The sequence below is a fragment of the Promicromonospora sp. NPDC023987 genome (genome assembly GCF_040639055.1).
Taxonomy (GTDB): domain Bacteria; phylum Actinomycetota; class Actinomycetes; order Actinomycetales; family Cellulomonadaceae; genus Promicromonospora.
Map to the genome: position 1 here is coordinate 1 of NZ_JBEZZF010000088.1, position 17,201 is coordinate 17,201.

Consider the following 17,201-nt stretch of genomic DNA (forward strand, 5'->3'; position numbering starts at 1 on the left):
GCGGGGGGTGGGGGTCGCGGTGGGGGGTGGGGGGGGGCGTGTGCGGTGGGCGCGTCTCGCCTCGAGCCCACACCCCCCCCCCCCCCCACCGAGGTGGGAGCGACGTCAGGTTGCCGGGTCGCGGATGATCGGGCACGTCATGCAATGCCCACCACCTCGCCCACGGCCGAGCTCCGCGCCGTTGATCTCGATCACCTCGATACCGGCCTTGCGGAGCAGGTCGTTCGTGGTGGTGTTGCGGTCGTAGGTGAACACCACGCCCGGCTCGACCGCGACGGCGTTGTTGCCGCTGTCCCACTGCTGGCGCTCCGACTCGTAGACGTCGCCGCCGGTCTCGATCACCTGCAACGCCCCGAGGCCGGTCTCCCTGGCCACGACCTCCAGGAACGTCGCGCTGCCCTCGTCGACGACGGAGAGACCGCCGGCGCGCCGCCCTGACCCTGTCGATGGGGAGCCCGGCCGCAGCACGAACGGGTGGATGGCCCCCACGATGCGCGGGTAGACGGTGACCGTGTCGACGTCGGCGAACGTCATGACCGTGTCCAGGTGCATGGCCGCGCGCAGCTTGGGCATGCCGGCGACGATCACCCGCTCGGCGGCGCCTCGCTCGAACAGCGCCTCAGCGACCTGCGTGATCGCCTGCCGGGACGTGCGCTCGCTCATCCCTACCAGCACCGTGCCGTTGCCGACGGGCATCACGTCGCCGCCCTCGAGCGTGGCCCGTTGGTGGTCGGTCTCCGGGTCTCCCCACCAGACCGTCGAGCCGACGAAGTCGGGGTGGAACTCGTAGACGGCCTTCATCAGCAGCGTCTCGTCGTGCCGCGCCGGCCAGTACAGCGGGTTGAGCGTCACCCCGCCGTACAGCCAGCAGGTCGTGTCGCGCGTGAACAGGGTGTTCGGCACAGGGGCCATGAGGTACTCGCGCGAGTCGGCCGTGTACTCGGCCAGCGACCGGTACGCCGCAGGCAGGTCCGGCACGTCGTGGGTGGCCAGCCCGCCGATCAGGTACTCCGCGAGCTGGGCGGGAACCAGGCCCTCGAGGAACTCGCGGGTCGGGTCGATCAGCCCCGTCCCGACGATCCCCGGGACGATCTTGCGGTCCAGCAACCAGTCGCGCGCCCCCGGCACCTGCACCGTCTCGGCGAGCACGTCGTGCAGCTCGACGACGTCGACCCCGCGCGACCGCAGGTCTGCCACGAACCCGGCGTGGTGCTCGATCGCCCTGTCCACCCAGAGCACGTCGTCGAAGAGCAGGTCGTCCGAGGTCGTGGGGGTGAGCCGCCGGTGGGCGAGCCCCGGCCGGCAGACGAGCACCTTGCGGAGATGTCCCACCTCGGAGTGGACCCCGTAGGCCGCCGAGGGTAGTGGTGTGTCGCCGCTCTGGATGGTCATGGTGTGCCTTCCTCCCGGTGGGTGCCGGCCGCAGGGCGTCGCGGCCGGGTCAGATGGAGATCGCGCCCGTGGCGAGCGCGACGACGCCGGCCAGCCCGCCGATCACGGACACGACGAAGATCACCAGCTCACGCCTGCTGAACACCCGCCTGCCCTGCTCGCGCCGGGTCATGGCGAAGAGGATCGTCGCCGGGGCGTAGATCACGAACGACAGCAGCACGAACGTCAGCCCTGCGGCGAACAGCAGGAACGCGGTGTAGAGCACGGCGGCCACCGCGATGACGAGGTCGCGCGCCGTCGGGCTGCCGTGCGCCGGTCCGCCGCGTCCCGCTGCCAGCTTGAGCGCGTACCCGGCGGCGAGCAGGAACGGGATGAGCGAGAGCGCGCTCGTCAGGTCCAGGGCGAACGTGAACGCGTCGTCGGACACCAGCGTGACGAGGAGCATCACCTGGATCAGGATCGTCGTCAGCAGGAGCGCCGACCGGGGCACGTCGTTGGCGTCCGACCGGGCGAGGAAGCGCGGCATGTCGCCGTCCTTGGCCGCGACGTACAGCACCTCGGAGGACATGAGGGTCCAGGCGAGGTACGCGCCGAGCACCGAGACGATGAGGCCGACGCTCACGAACGCCGCGCCCCAGCCACCCACGGCCGCCTCGAGCACGCCCGCCATCGACGGCTGGCGCAGCTCGGCGAGCTCCTCCATCGGCAGGATGCCGTAGGACACGATGGTGACCGAGGCGAAGATCGCGAGCACCATCAGGAACCCGAGGACGGTGGCCCGGCCGACGTCCTCCCTGCGCCGTGCGTGGCGCGAGTAGACGCTCGCCCCCTCGACGCCGAGAAAGACGAAGACCGTGGCGAGCATGGTGCCCCGCACCTGCTCGAACAGCGGGCCGGTGATCCCGTAGCCCTCGAAATTGTCCATCAGCACCTGCACGTCCAGCAGGAAGACCGCGATCAGCACGAAAGCGATGATCGGCAGCACCTTGGCGACGGTGACGATGCGGTTGATCGTCGCCGCCTCCTTCACACCACGGCGGACGAGCAGGTAGAACAGCCACACGCACGCCGTCGACGCGACGAACGAGACGAGCGTGTCGCCCTCCCCCAGGGCGGGCAGCACCGCGCCCACCGTCGACATGATGAGGATCCAGTAGGTGACGTTGCCGACGCACGCGCTGGCCCAGTACCCGAACGCCGAGAAGAAGCCGAGATACTCGCCGAAACCCGCTTTCGCATAGGCGTAGACACCCGAGTCGAGGTCGGGCTTGCGCATGGCGAGCCGCTGGAACACGAAGGCCAGCATCAGCATGCCGGTGCCCGCCACGAGCCAGGAGATCAGCGCGCCGAGCACCCCGGTCTCGCCCGCGAACCGGCTCGGGAGCGAGAACACCCCCGCGCCCACCATCGAGCCGACGACCATCGCCGTGAGCGTGCCCACGCTGAGCTTCGCCGTGCCTTGCTGCGCCCGTTCACCAGCCTGCATCGCGAGACCCCCATGGCGGTCGGATGTTTCCGGTCCACGTGTCCGGTGGCCTCGCGCCCCTCGATGCTCCGGCAACGCCATTAGATACACGGGCGTATCCGGTCGGCAAAAGATGTGGCGGGACAGGTCCCGGCCGGCGTCGACCGGCGTCGACCGAGCTCCCGACGGCGTGAACGTCGCCACACCCCGCCGTGCCCGGCCGCACAGATGGAACAATGGGGCGGTGACCTCCGCCCTCGACACCGCCCTCCCGACGCCCGCGACGGCCCGCCCGGCGTCGGGCATCCCTGCGCTCAAGCCCCTGCAGATCGGGCCGCTCACGGTGCGCACGCCGGTCGTGCTCGCCCCCATGGCCGGGGTGACCAACACCGCGTTCCGCACGCTGTGCCGGGAGGCCGGCCGGTCGGGCGGCTTCGACCCCGGCCTGTACGTCGCCGAGATGGTCACGAGCCGTGCGCTGGTGGAGCGCAACGTCGAGGCGCTGCGGATCGTGACGTTCGGCGCGGACGAGACGCCGCGCTCCGTCCAGGTGTACGGGGTGGACCCGGCGACAGTCGGAGCCGCCGTGAAGATCATCGCGGGCGAGGACCGGGCCGACCACGTCGACCTCAACTTCGGCTGCCCCGTGCCCAAGGTGACGCGCAAGGGCGGCGGTGCGGCGCTGCCGTGGAAGCGGCAGCTGTTCACCGACATCGTGCGGGCCGCGGTGGAGGCCGCCGAGCCGTACGGCGTGCCGGTCACCGTCAAGATGCGCAAGGGCATCGACGACGACCACCTGACCTACCTCGAGGCGGGCCGGATCGCGGAGTCGCTCGGCGCCGCCGCGGTCGCCCTGCACGCCCGCACGGCCGCGCAGCACTACTCGGGCGAGGCCGAGTGGGAGGCCATCGCGCGCCTCAAGGAGGCGGTGCACAGCGTCCCCGTGCTCGGCAACGGCGACATCTGGTCCGCTGAGGACGCCCTGCGCATGGTCGAGCAGACCGGGGCCGACGGCGTCGTGGTCGGCAGGGGCTGCCAGGGCCGCCCCTGGCTGTTCGCGGACCTCGCGGCCGCCTTCAACGGCTCCGACCTGCGGGTCCGGCCGGGCCTGCGCGAGGTCGCCGACACGATCTACCGGCACGGTCAGCTGATGATCGACTACTTCGACGGCGACGAGGGCAAGGGCATGCGTGACCTGCGCAAGCACATGGCCTGGTACCTCAAGGGCTACGCGGTCGGCGGCGAGAAGCGGCACGAGCTGGCGCTCGTCGACACCCTGGCGGAGCTGCGGGAGCGGCTCGACGCCCTCGACCTGGACGCCCCGTACCCCGGGGAGGACGCCGAGGGGCCGCGCGGCCGCGCCGGTTCGCCCAAGACGCCGCACCTGCCGTACGGCTGGCTCGACTCCCGGGATCTCTCGGAGGAGTTCGAGGCCAAGCTGCGCGAGGCTGAGCTGAGCGTCAGCGGCGGCTGACGAAGGGTGCAGCGCAGGGTACGGGCCGAGGAACGAGGCACGTGCCCGGAGCGGAACACGAGGAAGCCGCCACGAAGGCAGGTCGGCTGACGAAGGGTGCAGCGCAGGTACGGGCCGAGGACCGAAAGGTACCCGAACGCCGGGCCCAGTTCCGATACGCTCCTTTCGCCGTCCGGCGAGCGAGGCGACCCGCCGACGTTCCCGAGCGAGCACACCCGACCCGAGGGAGTCCCCCGTGCTGTCCGACGTGACGCGCCGCGTCCGCGCGCCTGAGCCCACGCCGCCCACCGCCGACGACCCTCCGGAGCTCGGCGGCTACGAGATCCGCGGCCGGCTGGGTCAGGGCGGCATGGGCGTGGTGTATCTCGGGGCCACCCGGAGCGGCCGGCTGCTCGCGATCAAGGTCATCCACCCGGAACGCACCGGCGACGGCGAGTTCCGGGCCCGCTTCCGCCGCGAGGTGGCGGCCGCGACGAAGGTGCGCAGCCGCGGCACGGCGGCCGTCGTCGACTTCGACGTCGATGCGCCCAGGCCCTGGCTCGCGACCGAGTACGTGCCAGGGCCCACCCTGGCGCAGGCCATCGCCGAGGTGGGGAGCCTGCCCGAGGAGGCGGTCCGCGAGCTCGTCACCGGCCTCGCCGAGGCCCTCGACGCGATCCATCGCGATGGGCTGGTCCACCGCGACGTCAAGCCCGCCAACGTGCTGCTCGGCCCCGACGGTCCGGTGCTGATCGACATGGGCATCGTCTTCGAGTCGGATGCCACGTCGTTGACCACCACGGGCATGCAGCCGGGGACGCCGCAGTTCATGTCGCCCGAGCAGGCCCGGGGCGAGGCCGTCACTGCCGCCACCGACGTGTGGTCGCTCGGCGCCGTCGCCCACCTCGCGGCGGCCGGCACCCCGCCGTTCGGGACGGGCAGCCTCGCGACGGTCACCTACCGGATCGTGCACGAGACGCCCAACCTCGACGCCCTGCCGCCCGGCCTGCGCCGCCTGGTCGGTGCCTGCCTCGCCAAGGACCCCGCCCGGCGTCCGACGGCGTCGGGGGTGCTCGCGGCGCTCTCCGGCCCGCCGCCCGCCGAGTCCCTCGGGTTCGCCGGGCCCGTCGGGCCCGTGGACGACGACCGGACGGGCCCCGGCGTGCCCGACGACGACACGGTGCTGCGCGCCGGGACGTCGTCCGCCGCGACGACCGTGCCGGGCCGCCCACAAGCGCCCGCACCGCCGGACCGTGCGCGTCGCAGAGTCCTGACCGGTCTGGTCGCGGCAGGTCTGGTGCTGGTCGGCGGTGGCGGCGCTGCGGCCGTCGTGCACTTCCTGGGTCCCGGCGACACGCCAGCGGTCACCGCGCCCCGGGCCGAGGTGTCGGCGTCGACCGCGCCGTCCGGAGACCCCAGTCCCAGCCCGACCCCGAAGAAGCCGAGGAAGCCGAAGGCGACGCCCGAGAGCTCTCCGTCCGCCACGCCCGTCGACGAGGGCGCCACAGCCACCGGTGAGCAGGACGCGGCCCCTGCTCGGTTCCAGCGGGGCACCGTGACGATCCCGACGGAGGTCCAGGTAGGCCAGAAGATCACCGCGAAGGTGACCGGCTGGACGCCGCAGCCGGCCGGCACCACGTGCCTGTGGAGCATCGGCGGCGAGGAGCGGGACAACCTCGGGTCGTGCACCTACACGGTCACGCTCGACGACGTGGGCAAGGCCGTCCAGGCCAGGCTCACCGCTGCCCGGTCCGGGTACGCCAAGGCCACGGTGCTCTCCGACGCCACCGACACCGTGCCGCAGCCGTTGGTGGAGCAGCCGAGCTGCTCCACCACCCTGAGCCCGGGCAAGAAGTACGGCGGCTGGTTCGCGCTCTGCGAGGTCGATCAGGACCCGGCCGTCACCTACACGTGGACCTGGGTCGACGTCGACAACGGCGAGGCCATCGAGCCGGCGGAGTACATGCCCGGCAGCCCGCGCGTCTGGATCCACGACGGCCGTCGCAGTCACCGGGTGACCGTGACGGTGCAGGCAAAGCGGGCGGGCTATCGTTCCGCCGAGTTCAGCACCACGTTCACCCTGCCGGACAAGTGGGTCCCGGCGGGTTGACCTGCCCGTCGCGGCCGCGCTCTCACAACCAGCCGTTCTCGCGGGCGATCTGCACCGCCTCGGCCCTCGTGCGAGCGCCCGTCTTGCCCATGGCGGAGGACAGGTAGTTGCGCACTGTGCCCTCCGACAGGTGGGCCTCGCCCGCGACCTGTGCGACGGTGCCGCCGTCGGCCGCGAGCGCCAGCACGCGGGACTCCTGCTCGGTGAGCGGGCTGTCGCCCACCATGAGCGACGCGACCGCCAGCTCGGGGTCGACGACGCGCAGCCCCGAGTGCACGCGGCGCACGGCGTCGGCGAGCTGCCCGGAGGGCGTGTCCTTGACCACGAACCCGCCGGCTCCCGCGTCCAGGGCGCGCCGGAGGTAGCCAGGGCGCCCGAACGTGGTCACGATCAGCGAGCGGCAGCCGGGCAGCTCCGCGGCGAGCGCGGCGGCCGTGGCGATCCCGTCCAGGCCCGGCATCTCGACGTCGAGCAGGGCGACGTCGGCCTTCGTCCCCCGGGCGGCGTCGACGACCTCGTCGCCCCGTCCCACCTGCGCGACGACCTCCAGGTCCGCCTCGAGGTCGAGCAGGGCGGCGAGCGCGCCGCGCACGAGGGCCTGGTCATCGGCCAGCAGCAGCCTGATCATGCGGATCCCCTTTCAGGGCCGGGTACCGCGGACCCGGGTGCGTGCACCGCAAGGCGCAGGCCACCCAGCGGGCTGGTTCCCGTCTCGACGACCAGGCCGACGCCACTGGCCCGCTCGGTGAGGCCCGTCAGTCCGTTGCCGCCGCCCGGCGCCGGCTGCTCGCCGGCACCGAGGCCGCGCCCGTCGTCGTCGATGACCAGAGCCTCTGGCGCCAGGGTGATCACCGCGCGCCGCGCGGCGGCGTGCCGCAGCACGTTGGTGGTGCCCTCGCGCAGCGCCCAGGCGAACACGTCGCGGTATCTCTCGGCGACCTCGTCCACCGCGCCGGGCAGGTCGGCGGTGATCCCTGCGGCGTCGAAGGCCGAGCGTGCGGCCGCGAGCTCACCCGTGAGGGTGACCTGGCGCTCGTCGGCCACCATGCCCCGCATGTCCGCGAGCGCCGAGCGGACGAGCGCCTGGATCTCGGTGAGCTCGGCCTCGGCTCGCTCGATCCCGGGCGGGAGCGCGGCGGCGCCGTCGGGTGTCGGTCCGCTGCGCAGCAGACGGGCGGCGAGCTCCCCCTTCACGGAGACGACGGTCAGGGAGTGACCGAGGATGTCGTGCATGTCGCGGGAGATCCGGTCGCGCTCCTGGGCGACGGCGAGCGCCGCGATCTCTTCCTGCGCCCGGTGCAGCGTGCGGTTGCGCTCGGTCGCCCGCCGGAAGGCGAACATGGCGGCGCCGGCGAGCAGCGCGGTCAGCACCAGACCGTCCTCGGGCCGCCAGCCGGGGACCGTGCGCGGCAGGGCCAGCAGGGCGAGCGCGAGCACGGTGACGACGGCGAGCCCGGCGCGCAGGGACGCGAACATCATCACCGTGGCGGTGACGAGCACGAGGCCGGCCAGACCCTGCTGTCCGGCGGCGAGCGTGGTCAGGGCGACGCACGCGAGCTCGGCGGCGACGAGCAGGGTGGTCGTCCGCGGCGTCGGCGTGCTGCCCGCCCAGTGCCGGAAGAACGAGCTAGCGAAGAGCGCCGCGAGCCCCACCACGCCTACGATGCCGAGCACGCGCATCGGGACGGTCGCGGCGCCGGCTGCCTCCCGCAGCGGTACGGCGAGGAAGACGATCCAGATCGCGGCGAGCAGCATGCCGAGCCAGGCAGGTCTCGGCGCGCGGTTCCCGGCCCGCCCGCCCGCGGGTTCGTGTTGCGTCGTCACGCGGTCATCCTCACACCCGAGCCGTGTCCGTGCGGAACCGCCAGGCGGCTCCGGTGAGGAAGATCGCTGCCCAGGCCACCACGTTGACCACTGCGGCGATCTCGACGGGCCCGCTGCCCAGCGGCGCGCGGGCGAGCTCGGCCAGGCCGTAGGTGGGCATCACCTGGGAGATGGTGGCCATCGGGGTGCCGTCGCTGAAGGGTAGGAACAGGCCGCCGGCGAACGACAGCCCTATCAGGATCAGGTTGAGGTACTTGAGCACGCTCTCGGTGGGTAGCACGTACCCCATGAGCAGGCCGAACGCGGAGAAGACGAGCGAGCCGCACCAGGCGATGAGTGGACAGAGCACCCAGGCGGAGGTGGGCATCTGCGCGCCGCCGAACCAGCCGGCGGCGAACGTGACGAGCACGGAGGCGGCTCCGATCGCCATCGAGGCCAGCACCTTGACGAGCACGTAGGTCCAGGGCTCCAGGGGCGTCAGGCGCAGCTGCCGCGTCCAGCCCTGCGCGCGTTCCACGGCGACGCCCGCGCCGCCCGACGTCGCGGTCAGCAGGGCGCCGTACAGCGCGACGGAGACCAGGAGCGAAGCCGTGAGGTTGGTGCCGGGGCCGATCTCGGTGACCTGGTGCTCGGCTGAGGCGCCGACCCACAGGAAGACGGCGGGCGGGACCAGGAGCGAGAAGACCAGGGTGCGCCGGTCGCGCAGCATGCGGCGCAGCTCGAGCCGCAGGTAGGTGCGGACCGCGCGGGCTCGTGCGGTGGAGCGGATGGCGCTGCCCGACGTCGGCCGGGTCGCCCCGGGCAGTGGCGTGGCGGTCATCGGTTGGCTCCTTCGGCAGTCGTGCGGTCGGTCGGATCGGCGGCGCGGTCCGCGGTGAGGGCGACGAAGACGTCCTCGAGGTCGTGGGAGCCGGCGAGGGCCTTGACCTCGGCCACGGTGCCGTCCGCGACCACACGGCCGTGACTGACCAGGACTATCCGGTCGGCGTAGGCGTCGGCCTCCTGGAGGTAGTGCGTCGCGAACACGACGGTGCGGCCGGCCTCGGCGTCGTGCCGGATCGCGGTCCAGAAGTCGCGGCGCCCCTGGACGTCCATGCCGGTGGTGGGCTCGTCGAGCAGGAGGAGGTCTGGCTCGGAGACGAGCGCCATGGCGAACCGCAGGCGCTGCTGCTGGCCGCCGGAGCACCTGCCGACCTTGCGGCGGGCGATCTGGGCGATCCCCGCCCGCTCCAGGAAGGGGGTCACGGAGCCGGACCGGCCGAACAGCGCGGCGGTCAGCTCGACGGTCTCGAGCACGGTGATGTCGCGCAGGAGCCCGCCGTCTTGCAGGGCGGCCGCCACCTGGCCGTCGGCGATGGCCCGGGCCGGCTTCTTGCCGAAGACCCGGACGGTGCCGGAGGTCGGCCCGGTCAGGCCGAGCACCAGGTCAAGAGTGGTGGTCTTGCCCGCGCCGTTCGGGCCGAGGAAGGCCACGACCTCGCCGGGCCGGACGGTCAGGTCGAGCCCGTCGACGGCGCGGACGGCGCCGTCGGAGCTGCGGAACTCCTTGACGAGGCCCTTCACCTCGATGGCTGGGCTGCGTGTCGTTGTCATGGCTCCACTCTGCTGCGGGGCCACTGGCGGCTCCGCTGCCGGGTGTCAGGAGTTCGGCATGACATCCGTCATCTCGTCGTCCGGCGGCGGCACGCGCCCCATGATCGACGACGCCATGACCAGCCCCGGCTCGTCCCGGACCGCCGCCGGCTCGCGGTCGCGCAGGACCTCCGCGCCGTCCCGCGCCCAGACGAACCCGGGCTCGTCCAGCACCACCCCGTACAGCTCGTCCAGGTGGTCCGGATGACGCTCGGCGAGCAGGCCCAGCACCCACGAGGGGACATCCGGGTCGGCGAGCACCTGTGCGAGCCGCTCGGCCTTCCACGGCTCGAGCGGCGCGGTGTGCACCTCGCGGAGCTGCGCGTACGAGTCGAGCAGGCGCAGCCCCTTGACGGGGTGGTGCACCAGGGCGAACGCTGCGTCGTCGGGGTCGGCGGCGTCGTCGGGCAGCCAGCGCTCGTCGCGGAGCGAGGACAGCAGGACGAACTCCTCCGCCGGAGCGCCGATCCGGTCCTTGAACCGCAGGTAGCAGTCCATGACGTGCGAGGCGGTACCCAGCACCACCACGTCCCCGAACAGGTCCCGGAACGCGCGGTGGTGGTCCGCGACCAGCTCCCGCGCACGGGCCAGCGTGCGGGGGTTGCGGTAGGCCGGGCACGGCGTGGACGTCAGCAGGGCGACGACGCCGCGCACGACGTCGACGATGGTGCCCCGCGCGAAGACGAGGGGGGTGTCCGCGAAGATCCACGCCGCCCCGACCGGCAGGATCCGTCCGGACAGCGCCAGGCCCCGGGCCAGCGCCTCGGACCGGATCTCGGAGCAGCCCGTGTATACCGAGTACTCGAGGTCGTCCTCGAGGTTGTGCAGCACCGCGTGCTCGTCGACCAGGTCGGTCACGATGAAGTAGCCGAGCACTCCGCCGTCGCGCCACCCCTCGAGGAGCGCATGCTCGGCGTCGTCCAGGACGAGACCGGCGGGGTCGGTGCCGTCGCCATCGCCGGGTGGCAGGTCTCCGAGGAGCCGGTGGACCAGGGAGCCGCCCACGCCCCGGGGCCCGGCGTGCACCAGCATGTCCACGGCGCCGTCCAGCACCATCGCGTCGCGCGGCCCGGGGCCGCCGACGTCGGCGACGCCCGTCACCTGTGCGTCCACGTACTCGTACTGGCGCCGGACGGCGTCCTCGTTGGCGCGCCGCAGCACGTGCTCGACGAGCCGGCTCTCCAGCCGGGCCGCGAGGTCCAGACGTTCGTGCAGGGTCAGTTGTCCGAGCGGCCCGGCAGCGGGATCCGCGGCGGCCTGACCGGGTGAGATCGAGGCAGTTGTCCACGTCATGTGGTCCATAATTCATGAGGAACCACTACCGACCGGCTTCAAGCAACGGCATCTGTGGATAACCTAGGGGCGAGATCCGCCGCGGTCAATCTTCTGCGTAAAGAGCACAAAGGGCTCAACATGGTCCAGGATCAGCCTTGCACCATGTCTGCGGCCGGGCTCCGACCACGGCGCCCCCTCAGCCCCACGCTCACCCACCCGTACCGACGGAAAGGGATACACCCATCATGGCATCGGAGAAACGCCGTCGACGCGTTCCTGCGGTCATCGCCGATATACGCAGGAACCCAGGTTTCTTCCTGGGGGCCTTCGGGCTCTCGGCCTGGGCCTACATCGGCATGTCACACACCATCGCCGCCTATGAGGGGCCCGAGCTCGGCTACGCACTCGGTGTCGCGTACGAGGCCCTGGTGATCGGCCTGGCCTGGGAGGGACGGCGCCGAGCCGACCGGGCTCTCGAGAGCGGCCGCCCGCCTGCCGGTCACGGGCGCTGGCTCGGCGGCGCGATCGTCGTCGGCGTCCTGTCCGGTGCACTCGCCGCCTGGCACGGCTGGCTGCTCGGTGAGGGCATCTTCGCCGCCTCGCGTGCCGTCGCCCCCGTCCTGGCAGCGGTAGCGGTACACCTGTTCTTCCAGTCGGCGTCGAGCGCGCGCAACCTCGACCGGCTCGCCCAGATCGAGACGGACCGGGAGACGGCCGTGCTGGACATGCTCGATGCGGTCCGCCTCGCGCAGATCGCTCCTGAGGACGAGCGTGACGCACGCATCGCCGACGTGAACGCAGCGGTGACCCGGGTCCACCGCCACGTGCCCGCCGGTGTCACCGCGGAGGTGACCCGCCCGCACCTGGAGTCGGAGCGCACGATCCGCGACGTCGTCCAGGAGGCAGCGGCGTTGGCCGGCGAGTGGATGCCGGACCCGGAGGCACCCGCGGCGACCACGGCCGGCCACGCGCTGAACCGCGTGAACCTGCCCGAGCTCGTCCTGCCGGCCGGCGTCCAGCTCGGCCTGGCCGTGACCGACGGCGGCGAGCACGACAGGTCCGCGCGCGACGAGCCGGCCCTGCCCGACAGGTCCGCGCGCGACGAGCCGGCCCTGACCGGCAGGTCCGCGCGCGACGAGCCGGCCCTGACCGGCAGCCCCGAGCCGGAGCCGGCCGCCGCGCCCGCGCCGGTCCGGTCCGAGCCTGCCCTGACCGGAGAGACCGAGCGCGTACAGCTGGAGCGAAAGTACGCGCCCGTGAAGCCGGCTGCGGACTGGGACACGCTCGCCAACACCGGGACGACGCCCGCGGTCACCAGCTCGGCGTCGACGCTCACCACGCAGCAGATCAGCAAGATCCGCGTCCTCCGGTGGGAGCAGAACCTCTCGCTCGAAGAGGTCGCGGAGCGGGTCGGGGTCTCCGTCAGCTCCGTGAACAAGTACGCCCCGAGCACCGACGTGCCGACCACGGAGACCGGTTCGGTGGCGAAGGTCGGAGCAGGCCTCTCCTGACCACTTTCGTCGGTCGAGCTTGTCGAGGCCTCTGAAGGGTCTCGACAAGCTCGACCGACGACGGGCGGCTCAGCCGAAGTTGACGCCCTGCGCCAGCGGCAGCTCGGTCGAGTAGTTCACCGTGTTCGTGGCGCGGCGCATGTACTGCTTCCAGGCGTCCGAGCCGGACTCGCGCCCACCGCCCGTGGACTTCTCGCCACCGAACGCACCACCGATCTCCGCACCGGAGGTACCGATGTTGACGTTCACGATGCCGCAGTCCGAGCCGACCTCCGACATGAACGTCTCGGCCTCGCGCACATCGAGCGTGAAGATCGCCGACGACAGACCCTGGGGCACGTCGTTGTGGACAGCGATCGCCTCGGACAGCTCCGAGTAGGACAGCACGTACAGGATCGGGGCGAACGTCTCGCGCTTGACGACGTCGGCCTGCTCCGGCATGCGCACGATCGCCGGCTGGACGTACGCCGCGTCCTCGGCGCCGGGTACCGTCACCGCGGTGCCGCCCACCACGAGCTCGCCGCCCGCCGCCACCGCCTCGTCGATCGAGGCGAGCATGCGGTCGCGCGCGCCGCCGTCGACCAGCGGGCCGACCAGGGTGCCGTCGGTTCGGGGGTCGCCGACCGGCAGCCCGGTGTAGACCTTCGCGAGCCGCGCGACGACGTCGTCCACGATGGACTCGTGGACGATGAGGCGGCGCAGCGACGTGCAGCGCTGGCCCGCCGTGCCAGCGGCCGCGAACACCGCGCCCCGCACGGCGAGGTCGAGGTCCGCCGACGGCGCGACGACCGCCGCGTTGTTGCCGCCCAGCTCCAGCAGGTACCTGCCGCCACGCGCCGCGACGACCGGCGCGACCTGCTGGCCCATCCGCTCCGAGCCGGTCGCGGAGACGAGCGCGACACGCGGGTCCGCCACGAGGGCCTCACCGGCCTCGCGGTCACCGAGGAGGAGCTGCGAGACGCCGGCCGGGAAGCCGGCCTCGGACAGCGCCCGGTCCAGCAGCGCGGAGGCGCCGACCGCGGACAGGAGCGTCTTCTCGCTCGGCTTCCACACCACGGTGTCGCCGCAGACGAGCGCGACCGCCGTGTTCCAGGACCACACGGCCACCGGGAAGTTGAACGCGCTGATCACGCCGACGACGCCCATCGGGTGCCACGTCTCCATGAGGCGGTGCCCCGGGCGCTCCGACGGCATGGTGCGCCCGCCGACCTGCCGCGACAGCCCGACGGCGTAGTCGCAGATGTCGATCATCTCCTGGACCTCGCCCAGGGCCTCGCTCGTGATCTTGCCCGCCTCGAGGGTGACGAGCTCCGCCAGGTCGGCCTTGTGCTCGGTGAGCAGCTCGCCCAGGCGCTTGACGACCTGGCCGCGCACCGGGGCGGGTACGGAGCGCCACGTCGTGAACGCGTCGGCGGCCTGGCCGACGGCGGTGGCTGCCTCGGCGGCGCCGTCGCGGCGCAGGTGCAGCAGCGGCTGACCGGACAACGGCGAGACGACGGGAAGAACACCGTCGGTCGAGCCACCGCCGGTCGAGCCACCGTCGGTCGAGCTTGTCGAGACCCCGCCAGAGGTCTCGACAGGCTCGACCACCGGGGCCGTGGCACCCAGCCGCTCCAGTGCGGCCCGGGCGGCGTCGCCCAGCTCGGTCGTCAGCGGGGTGTGGGTGGTGGTGCTGGTCATCGCGATGCTCCCGTTGTGCGGTTGGGCGTGGTGAGGGTGGCCGGGTCGACACCGAGGGTCTCGGCGGCTCCGGCGAGCGACCTGGCCACCTGGTCGGCGTACAGGTCGAAGGGGTCGTTCAGCGGGCGGCCGAGCGCGCCGGCCATCCAGTCGGCGTCGCGGTCGGTGCCCTCCTGGCTGGCGTCCTTGGCGCCGTCGGAGGTCAGGTTGGACTGGAAGATGCCGGCCGCCGAGCGGGGCAGGAAGTCCTCGTAGACGACGGGTTCGCGGACGACGTCAGAGCCACCCGAGCCCACCTCGTAGGTGAACCAGCCGAGGCCCTGGGCGGCGAGCTCCGCCTCGGTCGTCGGGAAGGTCTTCTGCCAGACGCCGCGAGCGATCTCCTGGCGCTGCGCCTCCGTGAAGCCGGGGTCCTCGGCGCGGGCCGCGGCGGCCTTCTCGTCGATCTCGAGCACCGCGGCGTCGTACGCGGCCCGACCCTCACGGGTGAGCGCGATACCGCGTGCTTCGACCTCGCCGAAGCGCACGCGGAGAGAGTCGTGCACGACCTCGCCGTCGGCGGTCCGGAACGTCCGCGGCTCGGCGAGGGCGCGGAACGACGTCTGGCGCAGCAGCACGTCCGGCCCCTCCCAGCGCGGCGGGCCCTGGACGGCGTCGATCATGGTGATCCCGCGGGCCTCCATGCGGGCGTACAGGTCGTCGATGTCGAGCACGCGCGGTGTGAGGTGATTGATGTGCGTCGAGGCGATGCCCCCGATGTCGGCCGCGACGGCGCTGACCGCCTCCAGCTCGCGGTACCAGGCCTGGTCCACCGGTTCCGCGGACAGCTCGAACGCCTCGGTCGCCAGGCGCAGGAACTCGGCTGCCTGGTTCTCGGGCAGGCCACGCTCCGCCTCCGCGCGGTCTGCGAGCGCCAGCAGCTCCGGGCCGAACAGCGTCCGGGCGCCGAGGAAGTTCTCCAGGCGGCGCTCCAGGTCCGCGGTGAAGAACCGGCGGTCCGCCGGCACGAGCATCGACGTGAAGACCCGGAACGGGTTGCGGGCCAGCTCCGCGCGCTCGATCGGGCGGAACGCCGTCGAGATCACGGGCACCGAGCTGGACGAGGCGTCCCGCAGGTCGTAGAACCCGACCGGGTACATGCCCATCGCGCCGAAGATCCGGGCGACCTGCGACATCTCCGTCGGCGTGCCCACCCGGATGGCGCCGTGCCGCTCCGCGGTGACGCGCGCGATGGAGCCGAGCCGCTCGGCCTCCGCGCCGTGCTGGGCCACGAAGTCGGCGTTGACCTCGTGCGACACGTCGAGCAGCGTGGTGTAGGCGGGTACTTCCTTGCCGTACATGTCCGAGAGGCTGCGTGCGAACGCTGCCCTCAGCTGCCAGGGCTCGAGGAACGTCGGTGCCGACATCGATCTCTCCTGTTCGTCAGATGATGTTCGCCTCAGGGCCCCGTCGCCCTGGGCTCGTGGTGGATGGGCTCGTGGTGGTCTTCTCGGTGGCGGGTCCGGCGAACCGGTCCGCGCTGAACCCGGACACGTCGATCGGTGGTGTGCGGCCCGCGTACAAGTCGCGCACGGCCTCGCCCACGGCGGGCGCCTGCAGGAACCCGTGGCCGGAGAAGCCCGCTGCGTACAGCACGCGCCCCGGCACGCCGGTGGCCTCGCCGATCAGCGCGTTGTGGTCCGGCGTCATCTCGTAGAGACCGGCCCAGCCGCGGGCGACGGGCACGTCCACCAGGTCGGGTGCGCAGGCCCCGAGCGCACCGCGCAGCAGCGGCAGCCAGGCCGGGTCGTAGGTGCGCTCGAACGCGATGGGGGTCGCGGGGTCGGCGATGCCGAGCAGCAGGCCGTCGGGCTCGGCGTTGTGGAAGTAGAACGTGGTGCCGTAGTCGATGGTGAACGGGATCCGCAGCGGCGCGGGGTCCAGCGCAGGGGTGAAGCCGATCTGCCGCCGGTACGGGTCGACGGGCAGGTCGAGGCCCGCCTTGGCGGCCACGTCCCTGGTCCAGGCCCCGGCACACAGTACGACGGCACCGGTACGCACCCGGCCCTGGTTCGTCCAGACCGCGACGACGCCGTCGCCCCTCGTCTCGACGTCCGTGGCCGTGACGTGCGTGCGGACCGTCCCGCCGAGGCGCTCGACGCCCGCCGCGTAGCCCTCGACGACGGCCTGCGGGTGGGCGTACCCGTCGCGTGCGGCGTAGGCGGCCCCGGCGTAGCGGTCGACGTCGACGTACGGGTTGAGCCGGCGGACGACGTCGGGGCTGAGCATGCGGCTCGCCACCCCGTGCTCGTTCTGCATGGCCACCGACTGCTCGAACAGGGCGACGTCGTCGGCGTCGGGCAGGAGGAAGAGGTAACCGGGCTGCTGCAGCCCGATGTCGGCGCCGGGGCGGTTCGCGAAGTCCTCGTACAGCTCGAGGCTGCGGTTGCCGAGGTCGACGTTCGCCGGGTCGGAGAACTGGGCCCGCACTCCGCCGATGGGCTTGCCCGAGCTGCCCGACGCGAGCTCGTCGGCCTCCAGGAGCAGGACGTCGACGCCGTCCTCGGCCAGGTGGAATGCCACCGACGCGCCGATCGCGCCGCCGCCGACCACCACCACCTCAGCCCGCGCGGGGAGCCTGCCCCGCCGGTCCGCGGGGTGCCGTGCTGAGGTCATGCACGCATCCTGCCACGCACTCCTGCGAATGCGGGCACCCACCGGAACTCTTCCTGCGAAACCACGGACCTCCGCAGGAAACCACCACTCCCCCACCGATCCTGCCGAAGTAGGGCGGCCTCAGGGGGTCGTTGCACCACTCTAGATTGATTAGGGGTGGTGTGGGATGACTCGTGGTGGTGTTCCGGTATCGCGTGCGTTGCG

General features: G+C 72.5%; 13 protein-coding genes. 3 read left to right on the forward strand and 10 right to left on the reverse strand.

The features are described from left to right. Positions 1–105 precede the first annotated feature (105 nt). Together AB0F40_RS24895 and AB0F40_RS24900 are read right to left on the reverse strand one after the other, a co-directional pair. Positions 106–1,392: an arginine deiminase gene (locus tag AB0F40_RS24895; RefSeq protein WP_357474205.1), complete on the reverse strand. Its 1,287-nt coding sequence runs from the start codon at positions 1,390–1,392 to the stop codon at positions 106–108. A 49-nt stretch (positions 1,393–1,441) separates the two neighbouring features. After that, complete coding sequence (locus tag AB0F40_RS24900; protein ID WP_357474208.1) at positions 1,442–2,878, reverse strand: basic amino acid/polyamine antiporter; 1,437 nt, start codon at positions 2,876–2,878, stop codon at positions 1,442–1,444. A gap of 283 nt (positions 2,879–3,161) precedes the next feature. On the opposite strand from AB0F40_RS24900, the gene dusB reads away from it, so the two are divergent. Both dusB and AB0F40_RS24910 read left to right on the forward strand, forming a co-directional pair. Next, entirely contained in the window at positions 3,162–4,331 is a 1,170-nt protein-coding gene (dusB, locus tag AB0F40_RS24905; RefSeq protein ID WP_357474240.1) for a tRNA dihydrouridine synthase DusB, read from the forward strand. A gap of 235 nt (positions 4,332–4,566) precedes the next feature. Next, complete coding sequence (locus AB0F40_RS24910; RefSeq protein ID WP_357474211.1) at positions 4,567–6,420, forward strand: protein kinase; 1,854 nt, start codon at positions 4,567–4,569, stop codon at positions 6,418–6,420. A gap of 22 nt (positions 6,421–6,442) precedes the next feature. Here the strand turns inward: AB0F40_RS24910 and AB0F40_RS24915 are convergent, their stop codons facing one another. Genes AB0F40_RS24915 through AB0F40_RS24935 form a run of 5 tightly spaced genes read right to left on the reverse strand, consistent with a single transcriptional unit; the run spans position 6,443 to position 11,169 of the window. Then, positions 6,443–7,048, reverse strand: a complete 606-nt coding sequence (locus AB0F40_RS24915) for a response regulator transcription factor (RefSeq protein ID WP_357474214.1) — start codon at positions 7,046–7,048, stop codon at positions 6,443–6,445. Further along, complete coding sequence (locus AB0F40_RS24920; RefSeq protein WP_357474217.1) at positions 7,045–8,244, reverse strand: histidine kinase; 1,200 nt, start codon at positions 8,242–8,244, stop codon at positions 7,045–7,047. The genes AB0F40_RS24915 and AB0F40_RS24920 overlap by 4 nt, the downstream gene beginning before the upstream one ends. A gap of 10 nt (positions 8,245–8,254) precedes the next feature. Beyond that, on the reverse strand, positions 8,255–9,064 hold the full coding sequence (locus AB0F40_RS24925) for an ABC transporter permease (protein WP_357474220.1): 810 nt from the start codon (positions 9,062–9,064) through the stop codon (positions 8,255–8,257). After that, positions 9,061–9,837 carry an ABC transporter ATP-binding protein gene (locus AB0F40_RS24930; protein ID WP_357474223.1) on the reverse strand — a complete coding sequence of 259 codons (777 nt, stop codon included), beginning with the start codon at positions 9,835–9,837 and terminating at the stop codon, positions 9,061–9,063. Before AB0F40_RS24930 ends, AB0F40_RS24925 begins: the two co-directional genes overlap by 4 nt. Positions 9,838–9,882: 45 nt before the next feature. Further along, positions 9,883–11,169, reverse strand: a complete 1,287-nt coding sequence (locus tag AB0F40_RS24935; protein WP_357474225.1) for a hypothetical protein — start codon at positions 11,167–11,169, stop codon at positions 9,883–9,885. A 338-nt stretch (positions 11,170–11,507) separates the two neighbouring features. Here AB0F40_RS24935 and AB0F40_RS24940 point away from each other — a divergent pair, with 338 nt between their 5' ends. After that, the gene (locus AB0F40_RS24940) at positions 11,508–12,662 is read left to right on the forward strand and encodes a helix-turn-helix transcriptional regulator (RefSeq protein WP_357474228.1); all 1,155 of its coding nucleotides are present in this window, start codon (positions 11,508–11,510) and stop codon (positions 12,660–12,662) included. A 69-nt stretch (positions 12,663–12,731) separates the two neighbouring features. Here AB0F40_RS24940 and AB0F40_RS24945 read toward each other — a convergent pair whose 3' ends face one another. The 3 genes from AB0F40_RS24945 to AB0F40_RS24955 are packed head-to-tail and all read right to left on the reverse strand — an operon-like array spanning position 12,732 to position 16,997. Further along, the gene (locus AB0F40_RS24945) at positions 12,732–14,342 is read right to left on the reverse strand and encodes an aldehyde dehydrogenase family protein (protein WP_357474231.1); all 1,611 of its coding nucleotides are present in this window, start codon (positions 14,340–14,342) and stop codon (positions 12,732–12,734) included. Next, positions 14,339–15,748 (reverse strand): VOC family protein, encoded by a 1,410-nt coding sequence (locus tag AB0F40_RS24950; RefSeq protein ID WP_357474234.1) that lies wholly within the window; start codon positions 15,746–15,748, stop codon positions 14,339–14,341. Before AB0F40_RS24950 ends, AB0F40_RS24945 begins: the two co-directional genes overlap by 4 nt. 16 nt (positions 15,749–15,764) lie before the next feature. Beyond that, positions 15,765–16,997, reverse strand: coding sequence for an FAD-binding oxidoreductase (locus AB0F40_RS24955; protein WP_357474237.1), 1,233 nt, complete (start codon positions 16,995–16,997; stop codon positions 15,765–15,767). Positions 16,998–17,201 lie beyond the last annotated feature (204 nt).